Origin of the sequence: Streptomyces roseoverticillatus, assembly GCF_000719265.1 — a bacterium.
GTDB lineage: Bacteria > Actinomycetota > Actinomycetes > Streptomycetales > Streptomycetaceae > Streptomyces > Streptomyces roseoverticillatus.
Map to the genome: position 1 here is coordinate 247000 of NZ_JOFL01000001.1, position 25685 is coordinate 272684.

20 protein-coding genes, 1 pseudogene and 1 riboswitch are annotated in these 25685 nt (G+C 74.9%); of the genes and pseudogenes, 8 read left to right on the forward strand and 13 right to left on the reverse strand.

Annotated features, from left to right (window positions below; translation table 11 throughout):
- Nucleotides 1-12: 12 nt before the first annotated feature.
- Entirely contained in the window at nt 13-2982 is a 2970-nt protein-coding gene (locus IF61_RS0101145; RefSeq protein WP_043187331.1) for an AfsR/SARP family transcriptional regulator, read from the reverse strand.
- A gap of 228 nt (nt 2983-3210) precedes the next feature.
- On the opposite strand from IF61_RS0101145, the gene IF61_RS0101150 reads away from it, so the two are divergent.
- Both IF61_RS0101150 and IF61_RS0101155 read left to right on the forward strand, forming a co-directional pair.
- Complete coding sequence (locus IF61_RS0101150; RefSeq protein ID WP_030364245.1) at nt 3211-3396, forward strand: hypothetical protein; 186 nt, start codon at nt 3211-3213, stop codon at nt 3394-3396.
- 508 nt (nt 3397-3904) lie between these two features.
- Nucleotides 3905-4975: a S1 family peptidase gene (locus IF61_RS0101155; RefSeq protein WP_030364246.1), complete on the forward strand. Its 1071-nt coding sequence runs from the start codon at nt 3905-3907 to the stop codon at nt 4973-4975.
- A 94-nt stretch (nt 4976-5069) separates the two neighbouring features.
- On the opposite strand, the gene IF61_RS0101160 is transcribed toward IF61_RS0101155, so the two are convergent.
- Nucleotides 5070-5543: a C40 family peptidase gene (locus IF61_RS0101160; RefSeq protein WP_030364247.1), complete on the reverse strand. Its 474-nt coding sequence runs from the start codon at nt 5541-5543 to the stop codon at nt 5070-5072.
- Between the two features lie 5 nt (nt 5544-5548).
- A riboswitch (cyclic di-AMP (ydaO/yuaA leader) is annotated at nt 5549-5712 on the reverse strand.
- Between the two features lie 344 nt (nt 5713-6056).
- Between IF61_RS0101160 and IF61_RS0101165 the strand changes: the two genes are divergently transcribed.
- Nucleotides 6057-7139: a carboxylate-amine ligase gene (locus tag IF61_RS0101165; protein ID WP_030364248.1), complete on the forward strand. Its 1083-nt coding sequence runs from the start codon at nt 6057-6059 to the stop codon at nt 7137-7139.
- A 115-nt stretch (nt 7140-7254) separates the two neighbouring features.
- Here the strand turns inward: IF61_RS0101165 and IF61_RS0101170 are convergent, their stop codons facing one another.
- Nucleotides 7255-8487 carry a sodium:proton exchanger gene (locus IF61_RS0101170; RefSeq protein ID WP_078659886.1) on the reverse strand — a complete coding sequence of 411 codons (1233 nt, stop codon included), beginning with the start codon at nt 8485-8487 and terminating at the stop codon, nt 7255-7257.
- Nucleotides 8488-8774: 287 nt separating this feature from the next.
- Between IF61_RS0101170 and IF61_RS0101175 the strand changes: the two genes are divergently transcribed.
- Nucleotides 8775-9602, forward strand: coding sequence for an MmyB family transcriptional regulator (locus IF61_RS0101175; RefSeq protein ID WP_030364250.1), 828 nt, complete (start codon nt 8775-8777; stop codon nt 9600-9602).
- A gap of 22 nt (nt 9603-9624) precedes the next feature.
- Here the strand turns inward: IF61_RS0101175 and IF61_RS0101180 are convergent, their stop codons facing one another.
- A complete protein-coding gene (locus tag IF61_RS0101180; RefSeq protein ID WP_245684354.1) occupies nt 9625-11160 on the reverse strand; it encodes an MFS transporter in 1536 nt (511 codons plus the stop codon).
- A 118-nt stretch (nt 11161-11278) separates the two neighbouring features.
- Between IF61_RS0101180 and IF61_RS37375 the strand changes: the two genes are divergently transcribed.
- Both IF61_RS37375 and IF61_RS37380 read left to right on the forward strand, forming a co-directional pair.
- On the forward strand, nt 11279-12823 hold the full coding sequence (locus IF61_RS37375) for an FAD/NAD(P)-binding protein (RefSeq protein WP_211264825.1): 1545 nt from the start codon (nt 11279-11281) through the stop codon (nt 12821-12823).
- Nucleotides 12824-12870: 47 nt separating this feature from the next.
- A pseudogene (locus IF61_RS37380) lies at nt 12871-13251 on the forward strand (universal stress protein); the annotation flags it as partial.
- A gap of 25 nt (nt 13252-13276) precedes the next feature.
- On the opposite strand, the gene IF61_RS37385 reads toward IF61_RS37380, so the two are convergent.
- Nucleotides 13277-15628, reverse strand: coding sequence for an FUSC family protein (locus IF61_RS37385; RefSeq protein WP_052392300.1), 2352 nt, complete (start codon nt 15626-15628; stop codon nt 13277-13279).
- Nucleotides 15629-15727: 99 nt separating this feature from the next.
- Nucleotides 15728-16483, reverse strand: coding sequence for a polysaccharide deacetylase family protein (locus IF61_RS33140; RefSeq protein ID WP_052392301.1), 756 nt, complete (start codon nt 16481-16483; stop codon nt 15728-15730).
- Between the two features lie 242 nt (nt 16484-16725).
- Between IF61_RS33140 and IF61_RS0101205 the strand changes: the two genes are divergently transcribed.
- Both IF61_RS0101205 and IF61_RS0101210 read left to right on the forward strand, forming a co-directional pair.
- Nucleotides 16726-17778, forward strand: coding sequence for a YncE family protein (locus IF61_RS0101205; protein WP_107042946.1), 1053 nt, complete (start codon nt 16726-16728; stop codon nt 17776-17778).
- A gap of 70 nt (nt 17779-17848) precedes the next feature.
- Nucleotides 17849-18268: a YchJ family protein gene (locus tag IF61_RS0101210; protein ID WP_030364257.1), complete on the forward strand. Its 420-nt coding sequence runs from the start codon at nt 17849-17851 to the stop codon at nt 18266-18268.
- Nucleotides 18269-18273: 5 nt separating this feature from the next.
- Here IF61_RS0101210 and IF61_RS0101215 read toward each other — a convergent pair whose 3' ends face one another.
- The 7 genes from IF61_RS0101215 to pelF form a co-directional block, all read right to left on the reverse strand.
- Nucleotides 18274-19140 carry an endo alpha-1,4 polygalactosaminidase gene (locus IF61_RS0101215; protein ID WP_030364258.1) on the reverse strand — a complete coding sequence of 289 codons (867 nt, stop codon included), beginning with the start codon at nt 19138-19140 and terminating at the stop codon, nt 18274-18276.
- On the reverse strand, nt 19137-19877 hold the full coding sequence (locus IF61_RS0101220; RefSeq protein WP_078659889.1) for a spherulation-specific family 4 protein: 741 nt from the start codon (nt 19875-19877) through the stop codon (nt 19137-19139). Before IF61_RS0101220 ends, IF61_RS0101215 begins: the two co-directional genes overlap by 4 nt.
- On the reverse strand, nt 19874-20773 hold the full coding sequence (locus IF61_RS0101225) for an NAD-dependent epimerase/dehydratase family protein (protein ID WP_030364260.1): 900 nt from the start codon (nt 20771-20773) through the stop codon (nt 19874-19876). Before IF61_RS0101225 ends, IF61_RS0101220 begins: the two co-directional genes overlap by 4 nt.
- Before the next feature lie 9 nt (nt 20774-20782).
- A complete protein-coding gene (locus IF61_RS0101230; RefSeq protein WP_030364261.1) occupies nt 20783-21496 on the reverse strand; it encodes a nucleotidyltransferase family protein in 714 nt (237 codons plus the stop codon).
- Nucleotides 21497-21555: 59 nt separating this feature from the next.
- Nucleotides 21556-22557: an SDR family NAD(P)-dependent oxidoreductase gene (locus IF61_RS0101235; RefSeq protein ID WP_030364262.1), complete on the reverse strand. Its 1002-nt coding sequence runs from the start codon at nt 22555-22557 to the stop codon at nt 21556-21558.
- An 89-nt stretch (nt 22558-22646) separates the two neighbouring features.
- Nucleotides 22647-24104, reverse strand: a complete 1458-nt coding sequence (locus IF61_RS0101240; RefSeq protein ID WP_030364263.1) for a hypothetical protein — start codon at nt 24102-24104, stop codon at nt 22647-22649.
- On the reverse strand, nt 24101-25651 hold the full coding sequence (gene pelF / locus IF61_RS0101245) for a GT4 family glycosyltransferase PelF (protein WP_078659890.1): 1551 nt from the start codon (nt 25649-25651) through the stop codon (nt 24101-24103). Before pelF ends, IF61_RS0101240 begins: the two co-directional genes overlap by 4 nt.
- Between the last annotated feature and the right edge of the window lie 34 nt (nt 25652-25685).

A 25685-nucleotide genomic window follows, 5' to 3' on the forward strand; every position in this document is an offset into this window, starting at 1 on the left:
CCTTCCGCCGCCTCACCGCATCCGTACGGGCGCTCCGGCGAGCAGCTCCCGCACCGGAGCCGCCTCCGGCACCCCCAGCCTCTCGAAGAGGGTGAGAGCCTCGCGGAGGTGGTCGTGGCCGTGGGAGGGGTCGCCCAGGCGGGTGCGGGCGCGGCCGAGGACGGCCAGGGCCAGGCCCTGGCAGTAGGTCTTGCCGAGTTCGCGGGCGATGGCCAGGGACTGCTCGGCGCAGGAGACCGCGTCCTCGTCACGCCATTCGGCGAGGCGGCACTCGGCGAGGCGGGCCCAGGCCAGGCCCTCCCAGCCGCGCTGCTGCTGCTCGATGAAGGAGCCGAGGGCGTTCTGGAGCTGACGGCCCGCCAGGTCCGGTCGGCCGGTCTTGATGAGGACGCAGCCGTGCTGGTAGAGGGTCAGCGCGATGGTCGGGCCGTTGCCGGTGGCCCCGGCGATGCGGACGGCCTCGGCGGCGTCGCGCTCGGCCTCGCGGGGCCGGTCGAGGGCGAGGCGGACGCGGGCGGTGTTGGCGAGCACCCTGGCCTCGCTGCCCTTGTCGTCCAAGGCGTCGCACAGGCAGCGGGCCTGCTCCAGGAGGGGCAGGGCGCGGGCGGGGCGGTCGGTGGCGAAGCAGAGGATGCCGAGGGCGTTGGCGGCGAGGTGGCGGCACATGGGGTCGTCGGCGTCGTCCGCGAGGCGCAGTGCCTCGGACAGCTCGCGCTCGGCGGCCTCGTACACGTCGGTGAGGTAGTGCAGGTTGCCGAGGGTGTAGCGGGCCCGGGCCCCGACGCGCAGGTCGCCCGCCGCGTGTGCGGCGAGGGCGGTCAGCTCGGACAGGCGGCGCAGTTCGTCGCGGTGCGCGGGGCCCTCGATCAGGCCCGACCAGGTGAGCAGCAGGTCGCCTGAGGGGCGCAGCGCGCCGGGCAGTTCGCGGACGGCCTGGGCGAGGCCGGTGGCGAGCGTGATGTGCTCGCGGCGCAGCCACTGGCGGGCCTCGTCGGCGTCGGCGAAGCCGGTGCCGGGGGTGGTGACGGGGTGGAGGTGGCGGTGCAGGGCGTGGTCGGGTTCGAGGATGCGGGAGGCGTTGCCGACGGTGGCGAGCAGGTGGTCGAGGAGGCGGGCGACGGCGGCGCGGCGGTCTTCGGGGGCCTCCGTGCGTTCGGCGCGGCGACGCGCGTAGAGCCGCAGGAGGTCGTGGAAGCGGTAGCGGCCGGGGGCGTACGACTCGAGCATGCCGGCGTCGGCGAGGCCCTCGGCGAGGTCTTCGGCGGTGAAGTCGTCGCAGCCGAGGAGGGCGGCCGCCGCGGTCAGGGGGAGGTCGGGGGCGTCGGCGAGGGCCAGCAGGCGGAAGGCCCGGGCCTGGTCGGCCGGGAGGTGGGTGTAGCCGAGGCGGAAGGTGGACTCCACGGTGAGGTCGCCGGCCTGCAGTTCGTCGAGGCGGCGGCGTTCGTCGTCGAGGCGGGCGACGAGGGAGGCGACGGTCCAGCCGGGCCGGGAGGCGAGGCGGGAGGCCACGATGCGGACGGCGAGCGGCAGGTGGCCGCACGCGGCGGCCAGGGCCTTCGCGGCGCGCGGCTCGGCGGTGACGCGCTCCTCGCCGGCGATGGCGGCCAGCAGCGAGAGGGCCTCGGCCTCGCTCGCCACGCCGACGTGGAACTGCCGCGCGCCGCCGAGGGTGACGGCCCGGGAGCGGGTCGTCACGAGCACGGCGCTGCCGGCGGTGCCGGGGAGCAGCGGGCGGATCTGGGCGGCGTCGCGGGCGTTGTCGAGGAGGAGCAGGACGCGCCGGTCGGCGAGCACGGAGCGGTAGAGGGCGGCCCGCTGTTCCAGGTCGTCGGGGATGTCCGGCTCGGGGACGTCGAGGGCCTGGAGGAAGTGGGCGAGGACGCTGCCGCTGTCCGCGGCGTCGGCGCTGGTGCCGCGCAGGTCGACGTAGAGCTGGCCGTCGGGGAAGCCGGGGCGGGCGAGGTGGGCGGCGTGGACGGCGAGGGTGGTCTTGCCGACGCCGCCGATGCCGGTGAGCACGGCGATCGGCACGGCGGGGCCGGCGGCCGGGGTGAGCGCGCCGCGCACGTCGCCCAGCAGTTCCTCGCGGCCGGTGAAGTCGGGTATGCCGGCGGGCAGTTGGAAGGGGGCACCGGCCGGGCGCCGGCCTTCGGCGGGCCCGGCGGCCGCGGTCGCCGTGGGGGCGGGCAGGGCGAGCGCGGGGTCGCCGGCCAGGACCTGGGCGTGCAGCCGGGTCAGCTCGGGGCCGGGTTCGACGCCGAGTTCCTCGACGAGCAGCCGCCGTGCGTCGGCGTAGGCGGCGAGGGCGTCGACCTGGCGGCCGCAGCGGTAGAGGGCGAGGATCAGCTGGGCGCGCAGCCGTTCCCGCAGCGGGTGCTCGGCGGTGAGCGAGGTGAGCTCGGGGACGAGTTCGGCGTGCCGGCCGAGGGCCAGGGCGCAGTCGAAGCGGCCCTCCTGGGCGGCGAGGCGCGCTTCGGAGAGCCGGTCCTGCTGGCGCTCGCAGTACGGGCCCGGGAGCCCGGCCAGCGGGGTGCCGTTCCACAGCTCCAGGGCGGCGGCGTACGCGTCGTGGGCCGTCGCCGTATCGCCCGTGGCCCGGGCCGCGGCCGCCTCGGCGAGGAGGCGTTCGAAGACGTGGGCGTCGACGTGCTCGGGCGCCACGCGCAGGGCGTAGCCGCCGGCCACGGAGACGAGGACGGTCGCGGGGGTGCGGGCGGCGCGGCCGGGTTCGAGGAGGGTGCGCAGGCGGGAGGCGTAGGTGCGGACGGTGCCGAGGGCCTGGGGCGGTGCGTTCTCGCCCCACAGGGCGTCGATCAGCTCGTCGCTGGAGACCGTGGCGCCACCGCGGAGCAGGAGGACGGCGAGCATGGCGCGCTGCTGGCGCGCGCCCAGGTCCACGTGGCGGTCGTCCGCCAGTGCGCGGACCGGGCCGAGCAGCTGGAAATGGAGCCGGCCCGTGGACGGCTCCGTTGTATCCCGCATGTCTCCCCCGACCGTGCCGTGCCGGATTCGTCCGGCGACAGCGGTGACAGTACCTCAGTGTTCCTTACGGGAGCAGGCGTCGGGATGGGCGGGCGGTCCGGTGGGCGGGCGGGGGCGTGCCGGGCGCCGGTGAGGGGGCGTTGATCGTCCGTTGATGGCGTCGATACATACTGCTGGCACCGTTGTTTCACGGCGCGTCACAGCGCGCCTTCTCTACAGGAGTTCGATATGACCGCTGAGGACCCCAAGCACACGGAGCAGGCCGGGGCCCCCGCCGAGCATGCCGCCACGCCGTCCGAGCAGGCCATCTCGACCGAGCTGGACCAGCCGGTCGAGCACGCGGAGGGTGCCGGCGCGCAGGGGCAGGGCGCCAGCGGCCCGATCCGTCCGACCCACACGACGGGCGCCCAGTAACCACGCGTGACGGGGCCGGGGTCCGCCGTGCGAACGACGGGTCCCGGCCTTGCTTTTGCAGGCGTTCCGCCGCCCCGGCCGTTAAGACTGTGCAAAGGACGCCCCCGGGCCCGGGCACGGACGGCCCGCGGAGAGCGAATACCGGACAGGCGCGCCCCTCGCCGTCCGCTCACCGCCCGGCCGCCGTCCGTACGCGTCGCCCCCGTTCAGGAGGACGGCCTTCCGGTGCGTATGTGCCGCCGGAGGTCTCCCGCCGGGGCCGTTCGCACGACCGAATGTCGCTCTTGAACTTCCGCTCGCCGCCTCGGGATACTCGCCCGTATCCCGTTCTTGACATGGACGCGACGATCTCATCGGCCTGTCGCGCACCGTGTCCCGCCCGTGCGCGTCACGTGGGCGCATGACGTACGCGCAGCACGCACGCGCACGACGTACGCACGTCCGCACCTCCTCCATCACGCCCGGGCGCCCGTGGCGCCGCCGGGCACTCCCCCACAGGAGGCCACGAGTGAAACGTTCCTGCACATCCAAGCGCTGTACGGCCGCCGCCGGCGCGGCGATGGTCGCGCTGACGGCCGCGGCACTCACGCTCCCCAGCGCGCACGCGAGCTCGCCGGCGCCCCGTCAGCTCTCCTCGCCGCAGGCTTCGGAGCTCGCCCGGAAGATCTCCGCCGAGCTGGGCGCGGACTCGGCCGGCACGTACTACGACGCCGGGAGCGGCCGGCTCGTCGCCGGCGTCCTCGACGAGGGGGCGGCCGCACGGGTACGGGCCGCCGGCGCCGAGCCGAGAATCGTGCGCCACTCCGCTGCCGAGCTCGCCTCGGCCCAGCGGACGCTGAAGTCGGATGCATCCATTCCGGGCACGGCCTGGGCGGTGGACCCGCGCCTCAACAAGGTCGTCGTCACCGCCGACAGCACGGTCACCGGCGCCCGCAAGGACCGTCTCGACAAGGTCGTCGCGAGCCTCGGCGACAAGGTGGCCGTGAAGAGGACGGCCGGGACGTTCCGCCCCTTCATCGCGGGCGGCGACGCGATCTGGGGCAGCGGCGTGCGCTGCTCCCTGGGCTTCAACGTCACCAAGGGCGGCAAGCCGTACTTCTTGACGGCCGGGCACTGCGGCAACGCCTCGCAGACCTGGTCCGCCACGCAGGGCGGCGCCCAGATCGGGGTGACCGAGAGCTCGACCTTCCCCGGCCACGACTACGCGCTCGTGCGCTACACCTCGTCCGTCGCCCACCCCAGCGCGGTGGACCTCTACGGCGGCGGCACGCAGAACATCACCAAGGCCGGCGAAGCGACCGTCGGCGAGACGGTGCAGCGCAGCGGCAGCACGACCGGCGTCCACGACGGCCAGGTCACCGCGCTCGGCGTGACCGTCAACTACCAGGAGGGCGCGGTCGAGGGCATGATCGGCACCTCGGTCTGCGCGGAGCCGGGCGACAGCGGCGGCGCGCTCTTCGACGGCGGCACCGCCCTCGGCCTCACCTCGGGCGGCAGCGGCGACTGCTCCTCCGGCGGCGAGACGTTCTTCCAGCCCGTACCGGAGGCCCTGCAGGCGTACGGGGCGCAGCTGCCCTGACGCACTCCTCCGGGGACGCCCGCCGAGGTGTCCCCGGAGGTCTCCGGGCCGGGGTGGGGTCGCCCCGGCCCGGTTCGTCCGCGTCCGGCCGGGGTCAGTTGACCCGGCCGTACCAGACGCTGCCGGACCAGATCTTCTCCAGGCGCACCGACGTGCCCGGCTTGGGCGAGTGCCAGATCTTGTTGCTACCCGCGTAGATACCGACGTGGTAGACGTTGCTGCCCGAGTGGAAGAAGACCAGGTCGCCCGCCTGGCGGGAGCCGGAGGAGATGTGCCGGGTCTTGTTGTACTGGTCGGCCGCGGTGCGCGGCAGGTTCTTGCCGGCCTTCTTGAACGAGTAGAGCGTGAGGCCCGAACAGTCGAACCGGTTGGGGCCGGCGGCGCCGTACTGGTAGGGGGAGCCCTGCTTGGAGGCCGCGACCTTCAGGGCGGCGGCGCCCGAGGTGGCCGCACTCGCCTCGGCCGACATGCCGGGAAGGAGCATGGACGCGGTCACGGTGGCGGCGGTGACCACGGAGGCGGCACCGGCGCGGGACATGAGCGTGGATATGCCAGGGAACGCAGACATGCCAAAAACCCTTCGTCATCCGCCTACGAAAGATGACCTGTCGGGTTCGGGCTGTCGAAGTTGCCCGGCCATCTGAAATGGCTTCACCCCAAGGACCACCGCCATCGTGGTCCGCCGTGCTCGGGTCTCCCGCTCCTGCCGATCCATTCGCTTGAAGCTCCGCACCCGGTACGGCGGCAGGACTCGGCGTCCGCCCGGGTCGCCCGCCTCGGTGACGGGATCTTGTTGTTCGATGCACGATCCTGCATCACGGACCGCCGGAATTCGGAGCCGAAAGGTGCTTCTGTGAACTTCTTCACTTCGCGTCGGCCCGTGGAACCGGGGTGTTACCCGGCATCACGAGTGACGGGAAATCCCGTTTATCAAAAGGCAGTTGAAGAACTGATTCGAGTCACCCCGGCAAGGCCCGGAAGGCGAGGTGAGCGGGGGCGCGGCAGGGCGTCTTTGCGTCAGAAAGCCGGAGTGGCAGGCTCCGTGCGGTTCGCCGCGAGGGCCTGAGGGTAGCCCTACGGCATGCTCACCCTAGGGATCGAGGAGGAGTATCTTCTGCTCGACCCGGCCACCGCACTGCCGGTTCCCCTGGCCGATGAGGTCCGGGCGGCGGTCGACCTGGATCCGGTCGTGAATGAGCGGGAGATTCAGGCGGAGCTGTTGCAGGCCCAGGTGGAAGTTGCCACTCCGGTCTGCTCCGATCTCGCCGAGGCCGGCCGGCACCTGCTGCGGCTGCGCCACGCGTTGAGCTCCGCCGCCAAGCGGTCCGGCTGCCGGATCGCCGCCTGCGGTACGGCACCGTGCTCGGGCCCCGAGCCCATCCCGGTCACCGGCAATCCGCGCTATCTGGCGATGCGGACGCGTGCCGCCCAGCTCGTGGACGAGCAGTTCGTCCACGGGATGCACGTCCACGTCGCCATCCCCGACCGCGAGACGGGCGTCGCGGTCCTCAACCGGGTGCGGCCCTGGCTGCCCGTCCTCGTCGCCATGGCGGGCAACTCCCCGCTGTGGAACGGCCAGGACACCGGCTTCTCCAGCTGGCGGACGGTGGTCTACAGCCGCTGGCCGGTCAGCGGCCCGCCCCCGTACTTCCACGGCCTCGCGGACTACGAGGAGCGCATCGAGGCGCTGCTGACGGCCGGGGCGATCGCGGACCGGGGCCAGCTGTACTGGACGGCACGGCTCTCGGACCGCTATCCCACGGTCGAAGTGCGCTGCCTGGACGTGCAGTTGCGGGCCGACGACGCCGTCATGTTCGCCGGCATCGTCCGCGGGCTGGTCGCCACCGCCATCCGCGACGAGAAGGCCGGGCGGCCCCCGGTGCTCTGCCTGCCGGAGCTGCTCGCCGCCGCGAACTGGCACGCCGCCCGGCACGGGCTCGACGGTGTCCTCGTGGACCCCGCCGGCCGGCGCCGGGGCGCGGACGAGGTCGTCCGCTCCCTCCTCGTCCACATAGGGCAGTCCCTGGAGGAGGCGGGCGACACCCGGCAGGTGACCTCGCTGGTGCACCGGCTGCTGCGCCGGGGCACCGGGGCGGACCGGCAGCGCCGGGCGCTGGCGACGGACGGGCTCAAAGCGGTGACGGAGCTGATCTCGGAGCCGTAGGGCGCGGCCGGGCGACCGTGAGCCGCGGGCCGGGACCGGGCCCGCCGTAAGCCGCAGGCCGCTCCCGGCGCCGTGAGCCGTATGCCCCGGCAGGGCGGCGCCCCTCGCCGGGAGTTCAGAAGTGCGGATCGCCCTCGATCCGCCCGCCCAGGGCCCGTCCGGCGGCCGGGAGGTACCGCACCCGCGTCGTCAGCAGGAGGGCCGCCAGGCCCAGGTAGACGTAGGTGAGCACCTCCCGGGCGTACTCGCCGGGCAGCGCGAACTGCACCGCGAACAGGACGAACAGAGTGGCCGCCTGCCAGTGCGCGAAGCGCAGGTCCAGCAGGACGACGACGGCCAGGACGGTCTGCGCGGCCGTCAGGGCTACCTCGTCGACCTGACGGGTCACCAGCGGCAGGGCCGCCCCTCCGCCGCCGAGCGCGTGGGCGAGGGGCAGGCAGCCGACCAGCAGCGTCCACTGGTTGACCTTGCTGGACAGCAGCGCGCCGAGCCCGTCGCCGGCCCGCGCGCGCCACGCGAAGACCACGGCGACGATCAGCTCCGGCGCCTCCGAGGCGAGCGGGGCGAGCCACTGCACCAGGACGAAGCGGTCGATGCCGAGCGAGGCACCCGCCTCCACCAGGCCGTTCGCGAACGGCTCGGCACAGGCGAAGACGACCGCCGCGGCGCCGGCGAACAGCACGGCCGTGGTGGCGCGCCGGCCGGTCCGGGGCAGCTCGGCGAGCCGGGCCGGAACGCCGACGAGATCCTCCATCTCGCCCGAGCTGCACTTCCCGATCCGGTAGAGGTAGTAGCCGTACCAGGGGACGAGCACGACCGGTACGTACCAGCCGATCTCCCGGGTGAGCGGCATGACGAAGGCGAAGACGGCGGCCACGGCGAGGAAGGCGACGTCGATCCGGCGGTGCGGCTCCAGGACGACCGGTCCCGGGGCGGCGCCCCGGCGGCGCCGGGACAGCGCGGCGGCGAGCGCGACGAGCGGCCAGCCGACGCCCACCAGCAGCCGGTTGGCGCCGGTCATGTTGGCCGCCGCGTACGCGGCGTAGGAGGGATCGGATCCGGCCGCGTAGGCGAAGTAGAGGTCGACGGCGTACTCGGGCAGCACCGCGATGAAGGCCAGCAGGGCGAGCGCGAGCGCCCCGGCCATGTCCGCGCGGGCCGTCTCCGCGGCCCACATCAGCAGCAGCGCCGCGCTCAGCACACCGAGCCCGAAGACGGCGACGGCCGGGCCGGGCGAAAGCCCGGCGCCGCTCAGCCGCACCACGACCGCGGGCGCGGCCCCGGCACAGGCCACGGCGATCCGCGCCGTGCTCACCGGAAGGGAAGGCGGGGCCGCCGACTCGCGCATACCGCTCCTGAGCATCGTGTCCGTACTGCCCGTTCCTGCCGATCTACCAGCAGGAACGGCCCGTACGGCGCGAACGGCCCGGAGCGGCGGCCACTCCCGCCCGTTCGGCCCAGGAAAACGGCAGGCCGGCTGCACCCCCGTGACAACCGGCCCACGGTCCGATCATGCACCGGGGGTGCGATCATTTCTGCGGCGTACTTTTCCTGGGAAAAACTGGCCCGGAAAAACGCCTTCCGCAGGAATTTCCGGTCTGGTAATGGACCGGCCCGGACAGAGGACAGAACAGCGTGGACAAGGAAGCGTTGCGGGCCCTGCTCCGCGAACGCCGGGCGCTCGTCGCACCGGAAGACCACGGCCTCCTCCGTCCTTTCCGCCAGGGCAGGCGCGCCCCCGGGCTCAGCCAGAGCCAGGTCGACCAGCTGCTGCACCGCACCCAGGGCACGTACAACCGGCTGGAGACGGGCTCCTGGCCCAACCCGCCCGAGGACCTCCTGCGGGACGTCGCCCGCCTGTTCCGCTTCAGCGAGCACGAGTGGACGTCGCTGTGGCTGTACGCGGTGCACCGCGACCCGCCCCACCCGCTGCACCCCCGCTCGGGGACGGAGGTCCCCCGGGCCTGGCAGGACGTCATCGACGGCATATCCCACATGGCGTACATCAACGACCAGTCCTGGCGGGTGCTCGCCCACAACGAGGCGTTCGCCGAGATGTTCCCGCGGGGCGAGGTTCCCGGGAACACCATGCGCTGGATGGCCCTCGACCCCGGGGCCCGCTCCGTGCTGACCGGCTGGCGCGACCACTGGGTCCCGATGATCCTGCCCCAGGTGCGCGCCGCCGTGGCCGCCCTCCCCCACGACGAGACCCTCGCCGCGCTGGAGGCCGACATCCTCGCCGACCCGGTCGTCGGCCCGCTCTACGAGGCGGGCGGCCGCGCGTACGTCCACCCGGACGGTGACGAGCGCCCCCTGCACCACGCACTGAAGGGCCCGGGCTGGGTCTCCCTGTGCGGCGCCCAGCCCCTGGCCTCGCCGCGGGCCCGCCTGATGGTCCTGATCTTCCGGCCGGGCGAGCACAGCGGTCCCACGGCCGGCCGCCCGATGCTGTACGCGCGCTGACCCGCGCCGCGCCGCCCGGCGTTCAGTGCGCCGAGTCCGCGCGGAAGCCCTTCGGTACGAGGAACGCGGCCAGGGCCACGGCCGCCGCCACGATGACCGCCGACACCAGCGACGTGGTCCGCAGGGCGTCGTCGAAGGCCCCTCTCGCCGCGGCGAGCAGGGCGCGGCCCTCCCTCGTGGCGGGGCCGAGGGCGCGGGCCGCCTGGTCGGCGCCGCCCACCGATTCGCGCGCGGCCGGCGGGAGGCCGGCGGGCATGCCGGAGCGGAAGAGGGTGGTGTGGATGCTGCCGAGGAGGGCGACGCCGAAGCCGATGCCCAGCTCGTAGGCGCTCTCGGAGACGGCACCGGCCTGGCCTGCGCGTTCGGGGCGGACGGCGGCGACCATGACGGCCGCGGCGGCGGTGATCGCCATGCCGTCGCCGATGCCGAAGGTGACGAGGGCGACGGCGACGACGCCGTAGCCCAGCGGCTGGGGCGCGGCGGCGAGGAGGACGAAGCCGCACAGCAGGGCGCCCAGACCCGCCGTCAGGACCGTGCGGACGCCCGTGCGGCGCAGCATCCACGGCGTCAGCAGCGAGGACGCGAGCAGGGCGAGGGCCACCGGAAGGGTGCGCACGCCGGCGGCGAGGGCATCGTGGCCGCGGACGTACTGCAGCCACAGCGAGATCAGGTAGAGGGCGGCGCCGATGCCCATCATGGCGATGAGGGTGGCGAGGGCCGCGGCCAGGAAGGGGCGGCTCGCGAAGAGGCGGACGTCCAGCAGCGGGTCGGCGGACTGCAGCTGGCGGCGGACGAACCAGGTCAGGGCCGCGAGGCCGACGAGCAGGGCGGCGAGGTCCACCGGCCGGAAGCCGCCGGCCAGGTGCTTGATGCCCCAGGCGGTGAGGACCACTCCGGCGACGGAGAGCAGGGCGGCGACGAGGTCGAGGTCGTGGTGGGAGGGGCTGCGGTACTCGGGCAGCAGGAGGACGGCCGCCACGACGGTGGCCAGCACGACGGGCACGTTGACCCAGAACGCCGCCGACCAGGAGAAGGCGTTCACCAGCAGGCCGCCGACGAGGGGGCCGATCGCGGCGCCCGCACCGGCGACGGCGGCCCAGATCCCGATGGCGAGGGTGCGCTCGTGGGGGTCGGGGAAGATGGTGCGGATCAGGGACAGGGTGGACGGCATCACCATGGCCCCGCCGATGGCGAGCAGGACGCGTCCGGCGATCAGCTGCAGGACGCTCTCGGTGAGGCCGGCCGTGGCGGCGAGCACCGAGGCCGCGCCGAAGACCGTGAACCCGGTGGTGAACAGCAGTTTCCGGCCGAACCGGTCGCCGACCGCGCCCGCGGTGACGAGCAGGCCGCCGAGGACCAGCCCGTAGATGTCGATGATCCACAGCTGTTCGAGGGCGTCGGGCCGCATCTCCTTGATGAGCGAGGGCAGGGCCACGTTCAGGATGGTGGCGTCCATGGCCACGAGCAGCAGGCTCGCGCACAGGACGGCGAGCATCGCCCAGCGCGCGGGATCGGCCTGCGCCTGCTCAGGAGGGCCTTCGGGGGAGGGACGGTCCACAGCCGGAACGTAACCGCCGGGTGGGCGGCCCGCATCCGGAAGGCCGGGCGGGTTCCGCGGGCCGGCCGGCTGGGCAGTGTGCCCTACGGGCCCGGGAGAGAGAGCCGGGGGAAGGGCGGTGGATGTGAAGGGTGACACCGGCCGGGAGGTCGTCGTCATCGGCGGCGGGGTCGCCGGGACCAGCCTGCTGCTGCAGCTGGTCCGCACGCTCGCCGGCCGCCGCCCGCCGCACCCCGTGCGGGCCGTCCGCATCGTGGATCCCCGCCCGGCAGGCTGGGGGCTCGCCTTCGGGGACGAGGACCCACTGCTGCTGTGCAACTCCGCCGCCGAGCTCAACTCGCTCCTCGCCGACCGGCCCGGCGACTTCGTCGACCACCTGCGCGCGCACGGCTGGACGGGCTCCGCGAAGGACTGCGTCCCCCGCGCCCGCATGGCCGAATACTGCGCGGACCGCGCGGACCGGGCGCGGGAACAGGCCGCACGGGCCGGCATCGCCGTGGAGCACGTACGGGCCTCGGCGGAGAGCATCGGCACGGCGGCGGACGGCCGCGGCGGCCACCAGGTGCGGCTGAGCACGGGCGAGGAGCTGTACGCCGACGACGTGGTCGTCTGCACCGGCGTGCAGCGCCCCCGCGTTCCGCGCGGCTTCGCGGAGTTCCGGCACCACCCGCGCTACCTCGACAGTCCCTACCCGGCGAGCCGGATCCGGCAGCGCCTGCGCCCGCGCTCCCGGGTGCTGGTCCTCGGCAGCCACCAGTCGGCGACCGACGCGGCGCTCCTGCTGTGCCGCGACGGACACCGCGCCACCCTCTCCTCGCCGTCGGGGAAGCTGCCCGCCGTGCGCGAGTCCCTCGCCGCGCCGCCGCACGCGTACCCGCCGCTGGAGCGCATCTCCCGCCTCGACCCGGCGGACCCGTACCTGGAGGACCGCCTGGTGCGGTGCGTCGTGGAGGCGGTGCGGCTGCACGATCGGCGCCCGCTGCGCCGGCAGGTCTCCCGCGCCTCCGACCCCGTGCAGCGGCTGCGCGAGGAGACCGCCCTGGCCGAGGCGGGCGCCTGTGCCTGGCCGGACGTGATCGTCCCCCTGATCGAGCAGGTCATCGAGCTGGCCCCGGAGCTGCCCGCGGGCCGGCTGGAGGAGCTGTCGGCGGAGTTCGCCTGGCTGACCGACCGGTACGCGACCGCGCTGGCCCGCGTGAACGCCCGGCGGCTGCTCGCGCACTTCGACTCGGGGGCGCTGCGCCTGGCCCGCCCTTATCCGCGGGCCGCCTCCTTCGAGGACGGCCTGTGGCGGGTGGAGCGCCCGGGGGCCGCGCCGGAGACGTACGACTACGTCGTCAACGCGACGGGTTTCGAGCAGCCGGTCCTGCACTGGGACCGGGAGCGGACCGCCCTCCACCTGGACGGCGCGCCCGCCGGGGGCACGGCTGTCGGCCGCCTGGAGGCGGACCTGCGGGTACGGAGCGGGCCGGGGGCGGCGCCCCAGCGCGTGTGGGTGGTGGGGGTCGGCACGCACGTCCGCATCCCCTTCGCGAACCACCTGCGGAACGTGGTCCGCCAGGCCCGGCAGGTCGCGGACCGGCTGGCGGAGCCCGCCCCCGATCCCGCCTTTTCCGTCATTTCGGTCATACGGCCGATGCCGTCCGGGGACTGCCTTTCCTAGCGTGGGCCGAGGAGCGATAAGGACCCCCGAGGGAAAGGACCGGGCCCATGCCGGAGAACGTGACGCGCGTCGTCGTCGGAGTGGACGGCTCAGCGGGCAGTCTGGCCGCCCTCAGGCAGGCCGCGCAGGAAGCGGCGCACCACGGCGCCGTGCTCTGCCCCGTGATCGCCTGGCAGCCCCCGGGCGGCGAGGCCGCCGACGCCGTGCAGCCGGCGCCGCCCGACGTCTGCGCCCACTGGGAGCGAGCGGCCCGGGACAAGCTGTCACGAGCCTGCCGCAGAGCTCTGGGCGAGGACGCGCGGCGCCTGCGGATGCGCCCCCGCGTGGTGCGGGCGGACGCCGGGCCGGCGCTGGTGGCGTGCGCCGCGCGGGACACCGACATGCTGGTGATGGGGGCGGGCAGCCACGGCCCGGTCCACCGGCTGGTGCACGGCTCGGTCAGCCGCCACTGCCTCAGGCACGCCCGGTGCCCGGTCCTGGTCGTCCACCCCCGTGCCGGGGAGGCACCGGAGGAAGGTGCCACGCGCCGTCCGCGGCCCCCGGCCCGGCCGCCGGCCACGATTCCGGCGGGTCTGCTCGACGTGTGGCCGGCACGTCCCTCCGGGCCGGAGCCGCCCGCGTCCGCACCGCGTCGTGGGCCACGCCGGTGAGCCACGCCTCGGTGTCGACGATGAGCATCACGTGGGCGTCGCTGACGCCCGCCTGCCCCTCGGTGGCGCGGCGCAGCGGGCCGGACTCCTCCGCCGGGTAACGGGAGACGGTCGTGCGGGGCTCGCGCGGCCCGCCGCTGCGCACGGAGTCCGCCGCCCGCAGCACCTCCTGCGCCACCTGCCCCGCGAGGCCGGTCAGCGCGGCGGCCGGGCCCGGCGGGAGGGGCTCGCGCAGGCCGTCCTGGTGGGTCATCAGCAGGAGCTCGGCGCCGTGCACGACGGCGCGGCCGGTGGCCAGGGCGGCCTCCCAGTGCTGCTCGGGCCGGACGCGGTGCATGCGCTCCGTCAAGTACTGGGCGAAGGAGGCCTCGGCGAGGTGCATGGCGCGGCGCGCGGGCTGCAGCGGATCGCCCTGGGAGCGCTCGCGCTGGAACCGGTCGTCGCCCAGCAGCGCGGTCACGGCGCGGCAGGCCACGGCGCACTCGGCGAGGAAGTCGGCCATGTCGCGCCCCAGTTCGCCCCGGCCCCCGCGCGGCCAGGCCAGCAGGCCGGCGGCGACGCCGATGGCGCTGCCGACGAGGACGTCGAGGATCCGCGCCTCGGACAGCCGCCAGTCGGCCGTGGAGAACTGGGCGAAGACGAAGACGACGACGAGCGTGAAGGCGGCCTGCATCCAGGCGGGCCCGAGCGGGGGGCCCGCCGTGAAGCCGGTGAACATGACGAAGGGCAGCGCGACGGCGTAGACGAGGGGCCGGTCCCCGACGGCGTACAGCAGGAGGGCGGCGGCGGCCGCACCGGCGACCGTGCCGGTCAGGGCGGGGCGCAGGGCCGCCCGGGTGTCGGCCGCCGAGGTGCGCATGAGGCTGAGGGTGGCGAGCAGCACCCAGAAGCCGTGGGAGAGGTCGAGGGCGCCGACGACCAGCCGGGCGCAGGCGAGCGCGGCGGCCAGGCGCAGGGCGTTCTGCAGGTGGACCGAGTGCGGCGTCAGGTGGACGCGCAGGCGACGCCACCACAGCCGGTACGGCGGCGTGGTGGCGTACGCGAAGACGTCCGTGCCGGGCCGCGCGGGGCGACCGGCGTCCCCGGCCGGCGGGCCGTGGCCGGCGGGGGGCCCGTTGCCGAGGGCGATGCCGGCGGCCTCGGTGGCCAGCCGGGTGCCTTCGGCGGCCGCCCGGGCGACGGCGTCCTGACGGAGCCGCTCGGTGGCCGTGCCCCGCAGCCCGGCGGCGCGGGCGGCGTCGAAGGCGGCGAGGGCCGCGGGCAGCGGGTCGGTGTGGGCGTCGGCGGTGCCGGTGCGCAACGCGCCGGCGACGGACCGCAGGGAGAGCTCGGTGTGCCGGAGCAGGGTGACGGCGGCGGGGTCGGCGGGGAGGGGGCCGGGGCAGTCGGCGAGGCGGTCGAGCTGGTCGCGCACGTGGCGGACGGCCGCGCGGGTGTGGTTGAGGGCCCGGTCGTGCGCGGAGGGCGAGGCGGGGCGCTCGGTGACGGGCACGCGGGACAGGCGGGCGGCGGCGAGCGCGCGGTCGGCCGCCTCCCGCTCGGCCAGGGCGCCGCCGCCGGCCTCCAGGTGGTAGGCGGTGGCGCTGGTGTAGTCGGCGACGGCCGCGGCCGCCCCGGCGAGGACGGCCCGGTAGGGGACGGGGTCGGGCTCGGGCAGCAGGAACCGCTCGGCCAGGACGGTCAGGAGGATGCCGGCGGTCAGGCCGGCGAGCCGGGAGCCCAGGGTTCCGGGCTCGTACGGAGGGAAGCAGGGCAGCACGTAGAAGAGCTGGAAGGCCATGGCGAGGCCGGTCAGGCGCGGGCCGCCGACCCCGCAGAAGGAGATGGCGAAGCCGACGGCGAACATGCCCGCGGCCGCGGCCCAGGGGCTGACGGCGAGCAGGGTGCCGGCGGTGACGAGGACCCAGCCGACGGGCAGGGCGGCGAGCAGGGTGCGGGTCCGCTGCGGCGCGGGACCGGGCACGCGGCAGAACATGGCCAGGGGCAGCGCCCCGAACATCGCGTACAGGGCCATGACGGAGTCACCGGTGACGTACCGGAAGAGGTAGAAGCCCGGGCAGCCGGCCGCCACCACCCACAGGGCGCGGCGGGCCGCCTGCGGCACGCCCTCGTGCCGCAGGAGCCTGTGGACGGGCGTGCTCACGCCCGCGCCCACCGGGGCACCTTCGTGCCAATTGCGCTGATCATAGTGTTTCCTCACATTAAGTGAAGTCCCGTCAGCTTCAAGGCGACACCCCGTCGCGCGGCGGACCGGTCAGCACCGCAGCGGGTCCTTGATCACCGGCGTGGTGCGGCCGGTGTTGCGGCACAGGGAGTAGCCCTGGGCCCGCAGGTCGTCGACGATGCCCGGCACGGCGTCCGGGAAGCTGCTGAACAGGTGTCCGAGGATCACACCGCCGCGCTTGTCCGCCGCGGGGGCGTTGCGGACCCTCGCGCGGAGCGTGGCCACGTCGGGGAGGCGGCCGTCCCCGCCCTCCCAGTCGAGGGTGTCGACCGTCCAGGTGCACACGCGGGCGCCCAGCGACGCGGCGATCCGCACCTCGCGGGGGCCGTAGTCCCCGTACGGGGGCCGGAACAGCGAGCTCTTGACGCCCTCGCCGATCTCCTTGCGGGCGGCCTCCTCGGACAGGCCCGTCAGGTGCGGGTGGGACCAGGTGTGGTTGCCGACCCAGTGCCCCTGGCGGCGCAGGGTCCTGGCGACCTCCGGGTGCTGCGAGGCCTGCTCGTTGATGAGGAAGAACGCCGCGCGGATCCCCCGGCCCCGCAGGTACGCGCCCACCTCCGCGGCCCGCTCGACGCGGTCGTAGGACCAGTCGTCGAACGTGAGCAGCACCCGGCCGGAGTCGTTGCCGCATCTCGTCCGGTCGTAGTCGCGGGGGGCCGCGGGGGCGGGGGGCGCGGCGGACGCGGAGGCGGGCAGCGGGCACAGCGTCAGGAGCAGTGAGGCGAGGGCCGCGACGAGGGGCGGCCGTACGCGGAGCGTGTGGAGCACGGGGGACGTGGCGAGCACGGGGGACTCCTCCCGGGGGCACGGCTGGGGGTTCAGATGATTCCGGCGCCCGCGCACCGCCGCCAGCAGTGCGCCGCCTACGGAGTCACACGGAGGGACCACCCGGGCCGCCGGCGGTGTGACCCCTGCCACGGCGCCAACCGCCCGCGGCGCCCACGAGCAGCACGAATGCGCGCAGGGCAAGGCATCCTTGCCCGTACGGCATTGGAACGCCCCGGGAAGGGCGGCCGAGGATGCGGTCCATGAACACCACCACGGATTCCCGCGGCGGCCTGCTGGCCGTCGTGAGCCAGACCGGCCCGACCGTCACCTTCTTCGACGCCACCACGTACGAGCGGCTCGACGTGCTCGAAGTGCCCGCGCAGCCCCACGAGTTGTGCTTCGACCCGGACCGGAAACTGCTGTACTGCGCGACCACCTACGTCTCCGGCTACTACCACGACCACCAGGGCCGCGCCCGGCAGCTCACCGTCATCGACGCCGACACCCGGAAGGTCGTCGACACCGTCGACCTCGGACCCGACCACGGGCCCCACGGCCTCGCCCTCGACCGGGAGCGCTCCCGGCTGTACGTCAGCGTCGAGTCCACCGACGACACCACGGGCGGCGTCGTGATCCTCGACGCGGACACCCGCCGGCGCATCGGGCGGATCCCGGTGATGGCCGACGGCCCGCACTGGTTCGCAATCTCCCCGGACGGCCGCCGCGGCTGGTCAGCCAACAAGGAGGCGGGGTTCGTCTCCGTCCTGGACCTGGAGCGGGAGGAATTCGCAGGACGCGTGCCGGTCCCCGGCAGCGAAGGCCTGGACGTCTCCCCCGACGGAACGTACGTCTACGTCGCCGGCCCCAAGGGCGACTTCCGTCCCGCCCCCTCCGCCCGGCCCGGCATCCGGGTGATCGAGGCCGCGACCGGCGAGGTCGTGCGCGTGCTGCCCACCGAGGGCGTGGTCTTCCCCGTCCACACCACGGCCTCCGGCCTGGTCCTCGCCGGCGAGCTCCGCATGGAGCCGGGCGAGGGCGGCTCGCTGGGCGCCCAGGCGGACGGAGTGCTCACCGTCTTCGCGCCCGGCTCCCACGAGGTCGTGGGACAGGTGCCCGTGGGCCGGTTCCCCCTGACCATCACCTCGTCGCCGGACGGCCGGACGGGCTACGTCGCGGGCGTCGTGTCCAGCACGGTGACCGTCGTCGACCTGGAGCGAATGGCCGTGATCACCACCCTGGAGGTCGCCCGGGAGGGGGAGGCGGGCGCACACGGACTCGCCTACATCCCCGCCGCCGGCCGAACCACGCCCTGAAGGCCGCCGGCCGCGGCCGCCCGCAGGGGTGGCGGCCGGGGCCGGACCGGGGAACGGGCACAATCGTGGGGTGAGCGGAAAAACCAGACACCACGCACCCCGGCCGGCCGTCACCGGCGCCTCCCCCTGCCCCTGCGGGCTCGACGCCGCCTACGGCGACTGCTGCGGCGCCCTGCACGACGGCCGGCGGACCGCCTCGACCGCCGAACGGCTGATGCGCTCGCGCTACAGCGCCTTCGCCGTCCAGGACGCCGCCTACCTGCTGCGCACCTGGCACTCCACCACCCGGCCCGGTAGCCTGGAGTTCGACCCCGGCATGCGGTGGACCCGGCTGGAGATCCTCGGCACGACGGACGGCACGCCCTTCCACCAGGAGGGCACGGTCGAGTTCCGCGCCCACTACACGGCCCACGGCCACGCGGACTCTCAAGCCGAGAACAGCCGCTTCGTCCGCGAGGACGGCCGGTGGGTGTACGTGGCCGAGGTCTGAGCCGCTCAGCGGCACGGCTCCCGCCACGCGTCCAGTCCGAGCTTCTTGCGCATGGAGCTGAGACCGAGCTTCTGCGCCGTCGCGCAGAACTCCTTCGGCTCCAGCTCGTACTCCACGTGGAAGACCGCCTTGCCGTTCTTGACGAACGGCGTCAGCTTCTCGCACTCCTCGAACTCGGCGCACTGCTCGTTCACCGCGAAGTCGAAGTCGCCCACGAGGGCGGGGACCTGGTCGAGGTCGTTCTTCAGGCCCACGGCCATGCCGCGGTCGTGGGCGAGCCGGGCCAGCATCCGGTTGAACGCGAGCTGGTCCTCACCGGACAGCGGGAAACCGGTCTTGTTGCGGTATCCCTCCGTCAGGTCCGGCTCGACGGCGTCGAACCCCTTCTCACGGCACATCTCGAAGCGCGCCGCCATGATCGGCCGGAGCTCGTCCAGGCGGCGAATGTCCAGCCACCTCTCGCCCTTCCAGCCCTTGTTCCGCTCCCCCAGCAGCCGCTTGGGGAACGCCTTCTGGTCGGTGCGGAAGTCCTCCCACGCCCCGGCGTTGACGTAGCAGATCACCTTGGCGCCACGGTCGTGCAGCTCCTTTACCGTACGGGCGGAGTTCTCGAAGCCGTCGATGTCGTAGACGGGAACGCCCACGGACGTGTCGACCTTGCCGTCGAGCTGCCACTGCCAGCGCAGACCGGGGCGCGGCTGCCAGTGCGGCCCGCCGGCCCGGCGGGCTTCTCCCGACGCCGCCGGGGCGGTGGGCCCGCCCTCGCCGTCGTCGTCCGGCCCGTCGCCGGCCTCCGTGGCCGAGCAACCGGCCGCAGCGGCGAGCAGGAGCAGCGCGACCAGGGCGGCGTACGGCCGCTGCCGCCGGTTCACAGCGCCCTCCGCTGCAGCGAGGGCGCGGCGGCGCGCAGCGCGGACGCGGCCGCTCCGGACGGGCAGCCGTCCGGCCACGGCCCCGAGCGCCACGGATTCGCGCCCTCCCCCGGGACCGCGCAGTGGGCCGCGGCGCCGCGGCTCTCCGCGGTGCGGGCCACCTCGGCCGCACCGCCGGGCGGGACGGCGTAGACGAGGTGGCAGAAGCGGGACGGCGGGTGGTCCGCGGTCCACGGCGGGACCGCGGCCTGCCGGTAGGCCTCCCACGTGCCCTCGAAGGTGACGAGGAGGTCGGCGATGCGGGCGTAGCCGGGGTCGGGGTGGGTGCCGGGGTTGAGGACGGCCGTCCCCGCGCCGAGCGCCTTGGCGAGCAGGACGAGCCGGCGGTAGTGGGGCAGCGGCGCGGCGTGCGCCGGGACCTGGTCGAGGAAGACGCCGTCGACGCCGTACCAGCGGCGGTGGCGGCGGATGTCGCCGACGACGGCGCGCGGCGCGCGGCGGCCGTAGCCGGTGTCGACGTAGCCGAGCAGCGGGACGCCCGCGCCGCGCAGGCGCTCCGCGGCGGCGTGGAAGGCGGGGTCGGGCCGCTGCCCGGGTCCGTCCGCGGCGTTGAGGACGACGCCGCGGAGCCGGGGCGCGGCCTCGGCCAGGGCGGCCCACGCCGCGGGGTCGACCGCGGGGTGGACGTAGAGCGGAACGAGCAGCCGCCCGCCCGGCGGCGGCCCCGGCGGGGTCATCGTGCGCGCTCCTCGGGACGGTCAGCGACCTCGGCCCAGAGGTCGGCGAGGGAGGTGGCGAGGGAGCGGCGCGGCGACCAGTCCAGCGCCCCGCGGGCCAGGGTGACGTCGGCCTCCTGCCAGGGGACGGCGGCGGAACGGGAGGAGCCGGCGCCGTCCTCGTCGAGCCGGCCGCGGAACCCCGCCGCGGCGATCAGGGCCTCGGCGACGGCCCGGACGGGGCGGGCCGTGCCGCCGGCGATGTTGAGCACGGGCGGCAGCGACCCGGGCGCGGTGACGGCGAGCGCGACGGCGTCGGCCACGTCGCGGGCGTCGACGAAGTCGCGGTGGGCGGAGAGGTCGCCGACGCGGACCCGGCCGTCCCGCCCGGCCTCGCGGAGCAGCCCGGCGAGGCGGCCGGGCAGCGAGGCGGCGGGCGCGCCGGGCCCGACGGGGTTGAACACCCGCAGGACGGTGGCGTCGAGGCCCGAGCCGGTGACGGCGAGGGTGCCGGCCAGCTTGGCGGCACCGTAGAGGCCGGCGGGGCGGGCGGCGTCGGTCTCCGTGAGGGGACGGTCGGCCGGCCCGTACTCGGCGGCGGAGCCCAGGTGGACGAGGCGGGCCTTCGGTGCGGCCTCGGCGAGCGCCGCGCACAGGGCCGCGGGGCCCAGGGCGTTGACGCCGGTGAGGTCCACCGCGCTGCCGCCCACCGCGCCCGCGCAGTTGACGACGGCGTGGGGCGCGGCCTTGCGCAGCGCGGAGGCGAGCCGCACGGTGTCCCCGCGGGCCAGGTCGGCGGGGAGGTCCGCGCGGGGGGACCGCCCGGCGTGGAGCACCTGCGCGCCCGGGAGGGCGCGCAGGCGCTCGGCGGCGTGCCGGCCCAGAAAGCCGGTGCCGCCCAGGACGAGGATGCGCATGCCTGCCGTTCACACTCCCTTGATCAGCATGTCGCGGTGCAGGGAGAACTCCCGGTTGGCGCGGTCGTAGTCGTCGGGCCGGCCGATGTCGAGCCAGTAGCCGTCGAACTCGTACGCGTGGGGCGGGGTCTGTGCCTGCAGCATGTCCAGCACCAGTTCGTCGAAGCCCAGCGGGAGGCCGGGGGTGTAGCGGGCGAGGGCGGCGCGCGAGACGCCGTAGACGCCCATGGAGACGCGGTAGTCCATTCTGGGTTTCTCCGCGAAGCCGACGACTCTGCCGGAGTCGGTGGTCAGCACGCCGAAGTCGATGCTCACCTGGCGGGCGTAGGTCGCGATGGTCAGCGGGGCTCCGGATGCCACGTGCGTACGGTACACATCGCCGAAGTCCAGGTCGGTGAGGATGTCGCCGTTCATGGCGAGGAAGTGCTCGGGCAGCCGGTCGAGCATGGTGAGGAGGGGGCCCATGGTGCCCAGGGGGCTCTCCTCGGTGGCGTAGTCGACGCGTATGCCCCACTGGGAGCCGTCGCCGACGTAAGCGCGGATGATGTGGCCGAGGTGGCCGATGGCGAGGGTGCAGCTGGTGAAGCCCGCGTTGACGAGCTGGCGCATCACGATCTCCAGGATCGCGTGCTCCTCTCCGATGGGGACCAGCGGCTTGGGCAGGGCGGTGGTGTAGGGGCGCAGCCGGACGCCTTTGCCTCCGGCGAGAATGACGACATGCATGGGTGCTGTTCCTCTCTGCGTGGGTGACGCCGGGACGGGCGGCGAGCGGTGCCGCCGCGTCAGACGTTGTAGATGCCGGCCTTGTACCGTGCGAGGTTCAGCGGGTCGCGGAAGAAGGCGACCGTGCGGGCGAGGCCCTCCTCCAGGGTGTGGGCGGGGGCCCAGCCGGTGGCGGTGCGCAGCCGGGTCGCGTCGCAGACCAGGCGCATGACCTCGGAGGCGGCGGGCCGGATGCGCTCCTCGTCGGCGCGGACCTCCAGCTCGGTGTCCATGATCTTGCCGATGAGGGTGACGAGGTCGCCGACCGAGATCTCCTCGCCGGTACCGGCGTTGAAGGTGCGTCCGACGACGTCGGCGGCGGGTGCGGTGCCGACGGCGAGGAAGGCGGCGACGGTGTCCTTCACGTAGCTGAAGTCACGGGTGGGTCGCAGGTCGCCGAGGGTGATGGTGCGCTCCCCGGCGGCCACCTGGCCGATGACGGTGGGGATGACGGCCCGCATGGACTGGCGCGGCCCGAAGGTGTTGAAGGGGCGCAGGGTGACGACGGGGAGCTCGAAGCTGGCGTGGTAGCTGTCGGCGAGGCGGTCGCCGCCGGCCTTGGAGGCGGCGTACGGCGACTGGGTGTTGATGGGGTGGTCCTCGCTGATGGGCACGGTCTGCGCGGTGCCGTAGGTCTCGCTGGTGGAGGTGTGGACCAGGCGCGGGATGCCGAGGTGGCGCACGGCTTCGAGCACGTTGAGGGTGCCGGTGACGTTGGTCTCCACGTAGCTGTGCGGCGCGCGGTACGAGTAGGGGATCGCGATGAGGGCGGCCAGGTGGTAGACGGCCTCCGTGCCGGCGACGAGGCCCTGGACGGAGCCGGGGTCGCGCACGTCGCCGAGGACGACGTCCACGTTGTCCATCACCTCGTCGGGGACGGTCTCCAGCCACCCGTAGGAGGAGAAGGAGTTGTACTGCACCATCGCGCGGACCCGGTGGCCGGCGGCGACGAGCGCTTCCACCAGGTGCGAGCCGATGAATCCTTCCGCGCCGGTGACGGCGACGGGTGCGGGTGCGGACATGACGGTGTCTCCCTTGCGTGGGCGGAACGCGGCGGGTGCCGCGGCGGAGCGGGGACGTGCCGAGAGCAGCGGTCGGAGCGGACGGTGCGTCAGCGGTGCGTGGTGATCCGGCTGAGCAGGGCGGTGGCGGCGGCGAGCAGGCACGCTGCCGCCGCCGTGCAGACGGCGAGCTGGGTGGCGACGGGTGCGGACAGCCGCAGGGCGAGCGCGGCCGCTTCGGCGCCGGCCGCGCCGAGGCAGAGCAGGGCCGGGGTCCAGGCGACGCCGAAGGCCTGGAGGAGCAGTCCGGTCCACAGGACGGCGCCGAGGGCGAGCAGGGCGGCCGTGCGGGCGGCGGTGACCGGCGGGCCGTCGGGCCACAGGGCGCCGGTGGCCAGGCCGAGCACCGCGAGCGCCGCGAGATAGACGGCGACGCACAGGGCCAGGATGCGGGCCGCGCCGAATTTCAGCCCGGCGGTGGTGGTGGAGCGGGCGAGGGCCGCGAGGGCGGTACCGCGGCAGCGGTAGAGCAGCCATTCCGCGACGCCCATGCTGAGGGTGAGCGCGATGACGGCGGCTCCGGCGGTGGTCGCGCCGGGAGTGCGGCGCAGGACGTCGCCGAGGGCGGCGATGGTCGTCAGCACGCCGCAGCCCAGGCCGAACAGGCCGTACGGGACGGAGGCGAGCGGCGACAGGGCGGGCTGTTCGGGTGGTTCGCCCTCCCGGCGGGCGCGCAGGATCTCGTACGCGGCCGTGCCGAGCACGCCGCCCGCGGTGGCGAGGAGCAGGCCGGTGCGGACGGCTTCGGGCGGCTGGACGACGAGGAGCGCCGCTCCCCCGGCGGCGGTGGGCGCCAGCGTGAGGAGGAGCAGCCGCTCCCGGCCGAGGACCAGCAGCACCGTGGCCGCGGCGAGGTAGAGCGCCTGGCCCGCCGCGAAGGCGGTGACCCCGGCCAGGCCGGGCAGGGCCGCGGCCGCCCCCGCGGCCAGGAGGGCGCCGAGCGGGGCGCCCCACTGCAGGCAGCGGGCCGCCGCGGTGCGGCCGCCCGTCGCCAGCCGCAGGTAGGCGCGGTGGGCGAGGGCCTGGTTCCACGCCCAGGCCACGAGGGCGGAGAGGACGAGCCCGGCGGTGCCCTGCGGCAGGCCGTAGCCGTCGCGGCCGCCGGCCATGAGGGGTGCGGCCAGCGAGTAGCCGAAGCCGGGCAGGGTGAAGACCAGGGCCCGCAGGACGAACCGGCCCGGGCTCACCCTCCAGGGGTCCGGGCGGGGCCCGGGCTCGGGGTGGCTGCGGGGGACGCGTGCGTACAGCTCCGCGGCGAGCTCGAAGGCGTCGGCGCGGCCGTAGCGTTCGGTGATCTGCTCGCCCGTGAGGCCGTCGGCCTCCAGGACGGCCGCGATCTCGTCGGGGTGGACGGCCGCGGCGCACACCTCGGCCAGTTCTTCGGCGAGCGCGTCGACGGGGTCGGCCGCCCAGCGGGGCCGCGGCCGGGACCGCACCGCTGCCGGTGCGGCCGCCAGGTCGTGGGCGGGCTCGGGCTCGTCGGGCACGAGGCGCAGTAAGCCGCTCATCCCGCACCGCCCGCGGCCATGGCCATGACGGGTCTCTCGGCGTCCGCGGCGGCCCGGGCGGGCCGGGCCGGTGTGCGCCGGGGACGCTCGAAGGGTTCGGGCCGGCGGGTGCCGGCGAGGTCGTGGTAGATGTCGCGGAAGGCGTCGATGGTCTGCCGGAGGGTGAACTGCTCGATCACCCGGAGGCGGGCCCGCTCCCCCATGCCGGCGCGCAGCGCGGGGTCGTGCAGGAGTTTCAGGGCGGCCCGGGCCATGGCCTCGGGGTCACGGGGCGGTACGACGAGGCCGGTGTCGCCGACGGCTTCGCTGACGCCGCCGACGTCCGTGGAGACGGTGGCCCGGCCGCACGACATGGCCTCGATGAGGGTGAAGGGGAATCCTTCGCTGATGCTGGAGAGCATCACCACGTTGCCGGCGGCGTAGGCGTCGCGGATGTCGTCGACGCGTCCCTCGAAGACGACGGCCTCGCCGACGCCGAGCTCGGCGGCGAGCTTCTCGCAGGCGGTGCGGTAGCCCTCGCCGCCGCGCGGGGTACCGCCGAAGAGCCGCAGGCGGGCCTCGGGTATCTCCTCGCGGACGAGGGCGAAGGCGCGGATCAGCGTCTCCAGGCCCTTGATGGGGTCGACGCGCCCGGCCCAGCTGAGCGTCGGGTGCTCCGGCTCGGGCCCGGCGGGCGGGAACGCCGCCGGGTCGACTCCGTTGTAGACGGTGCGGATGCGGTCCGGCGGGGTGCCGCCGTGCTCCTCCCAGCGCCGGTTGTAGCGGTTGCCGGGGGTGACCAGGGAGGCGCGCCGGTAGCTCTCGGCGGCGAGCAGCCGGAACAGGCCCAGCATGAGGGCCTTGACGGGCCACCGGTAGGGCTCGGCGCGGAAGCTCAGGTAGCGCTCGCGGAGGTAGATGCCGTGCTCGGTGAGGAGGAAGGGGGTGCCGTGCCGGTGGTGGGCGAGCAGGCCGGGCAGCGTGGCCAGCCCTCCGCTGACGGCGTGGGTGACGCCTTCGGCCGGCGGGGTCGCCGCGAGCGGGCGCAGCGCGTGCTCCAGCAGGTCGGTGGCGAGCAGCGCGTCGTGCAGGGTGGGGCGGGCGGCGGCGGTGTGCAGGTGCGGGCGGTTCCAGACGCGGACGAGGGTGCGGGCCGCGGCCTCCCCGCGCAGGGCGGCCGAGAGGGTGCCGGAGGCGGCGTGGTCGGCCAGGCGGTAGAAGGTGCGGGCGAAGTGCTGTTCCTGGCCGGGGTCCAGGAGGGACAGCAGGAACTGTTCGTAGGCGGTGAGGAAGGAGCGCAGGCCCCGGCCGCGCGGTGCGCGCCCGGGGGGCGGCGGTCCCCACAGGGGATGGCTCTCCACCTCCCTGACGTGGCGCGGCAGTTCCCAGGCGAGCGGTTCGCGGCCGGTGCCTGTCACCGCTATCACCCGGAATTCGACGTCGGGCATGCCCTGGACGAGCTGGTCGCACCACACGCTCACTCCGCCATGGCTGTGCGGGTACGTTCCTTCGGTGAGCAGCGTCACCGAGGGAGTGTCGGATGCCGTTTCGGCAGGCGGTCCGTGCATAGAACTCGGTTCTCTCCAGTGTCGGCGGTGCATG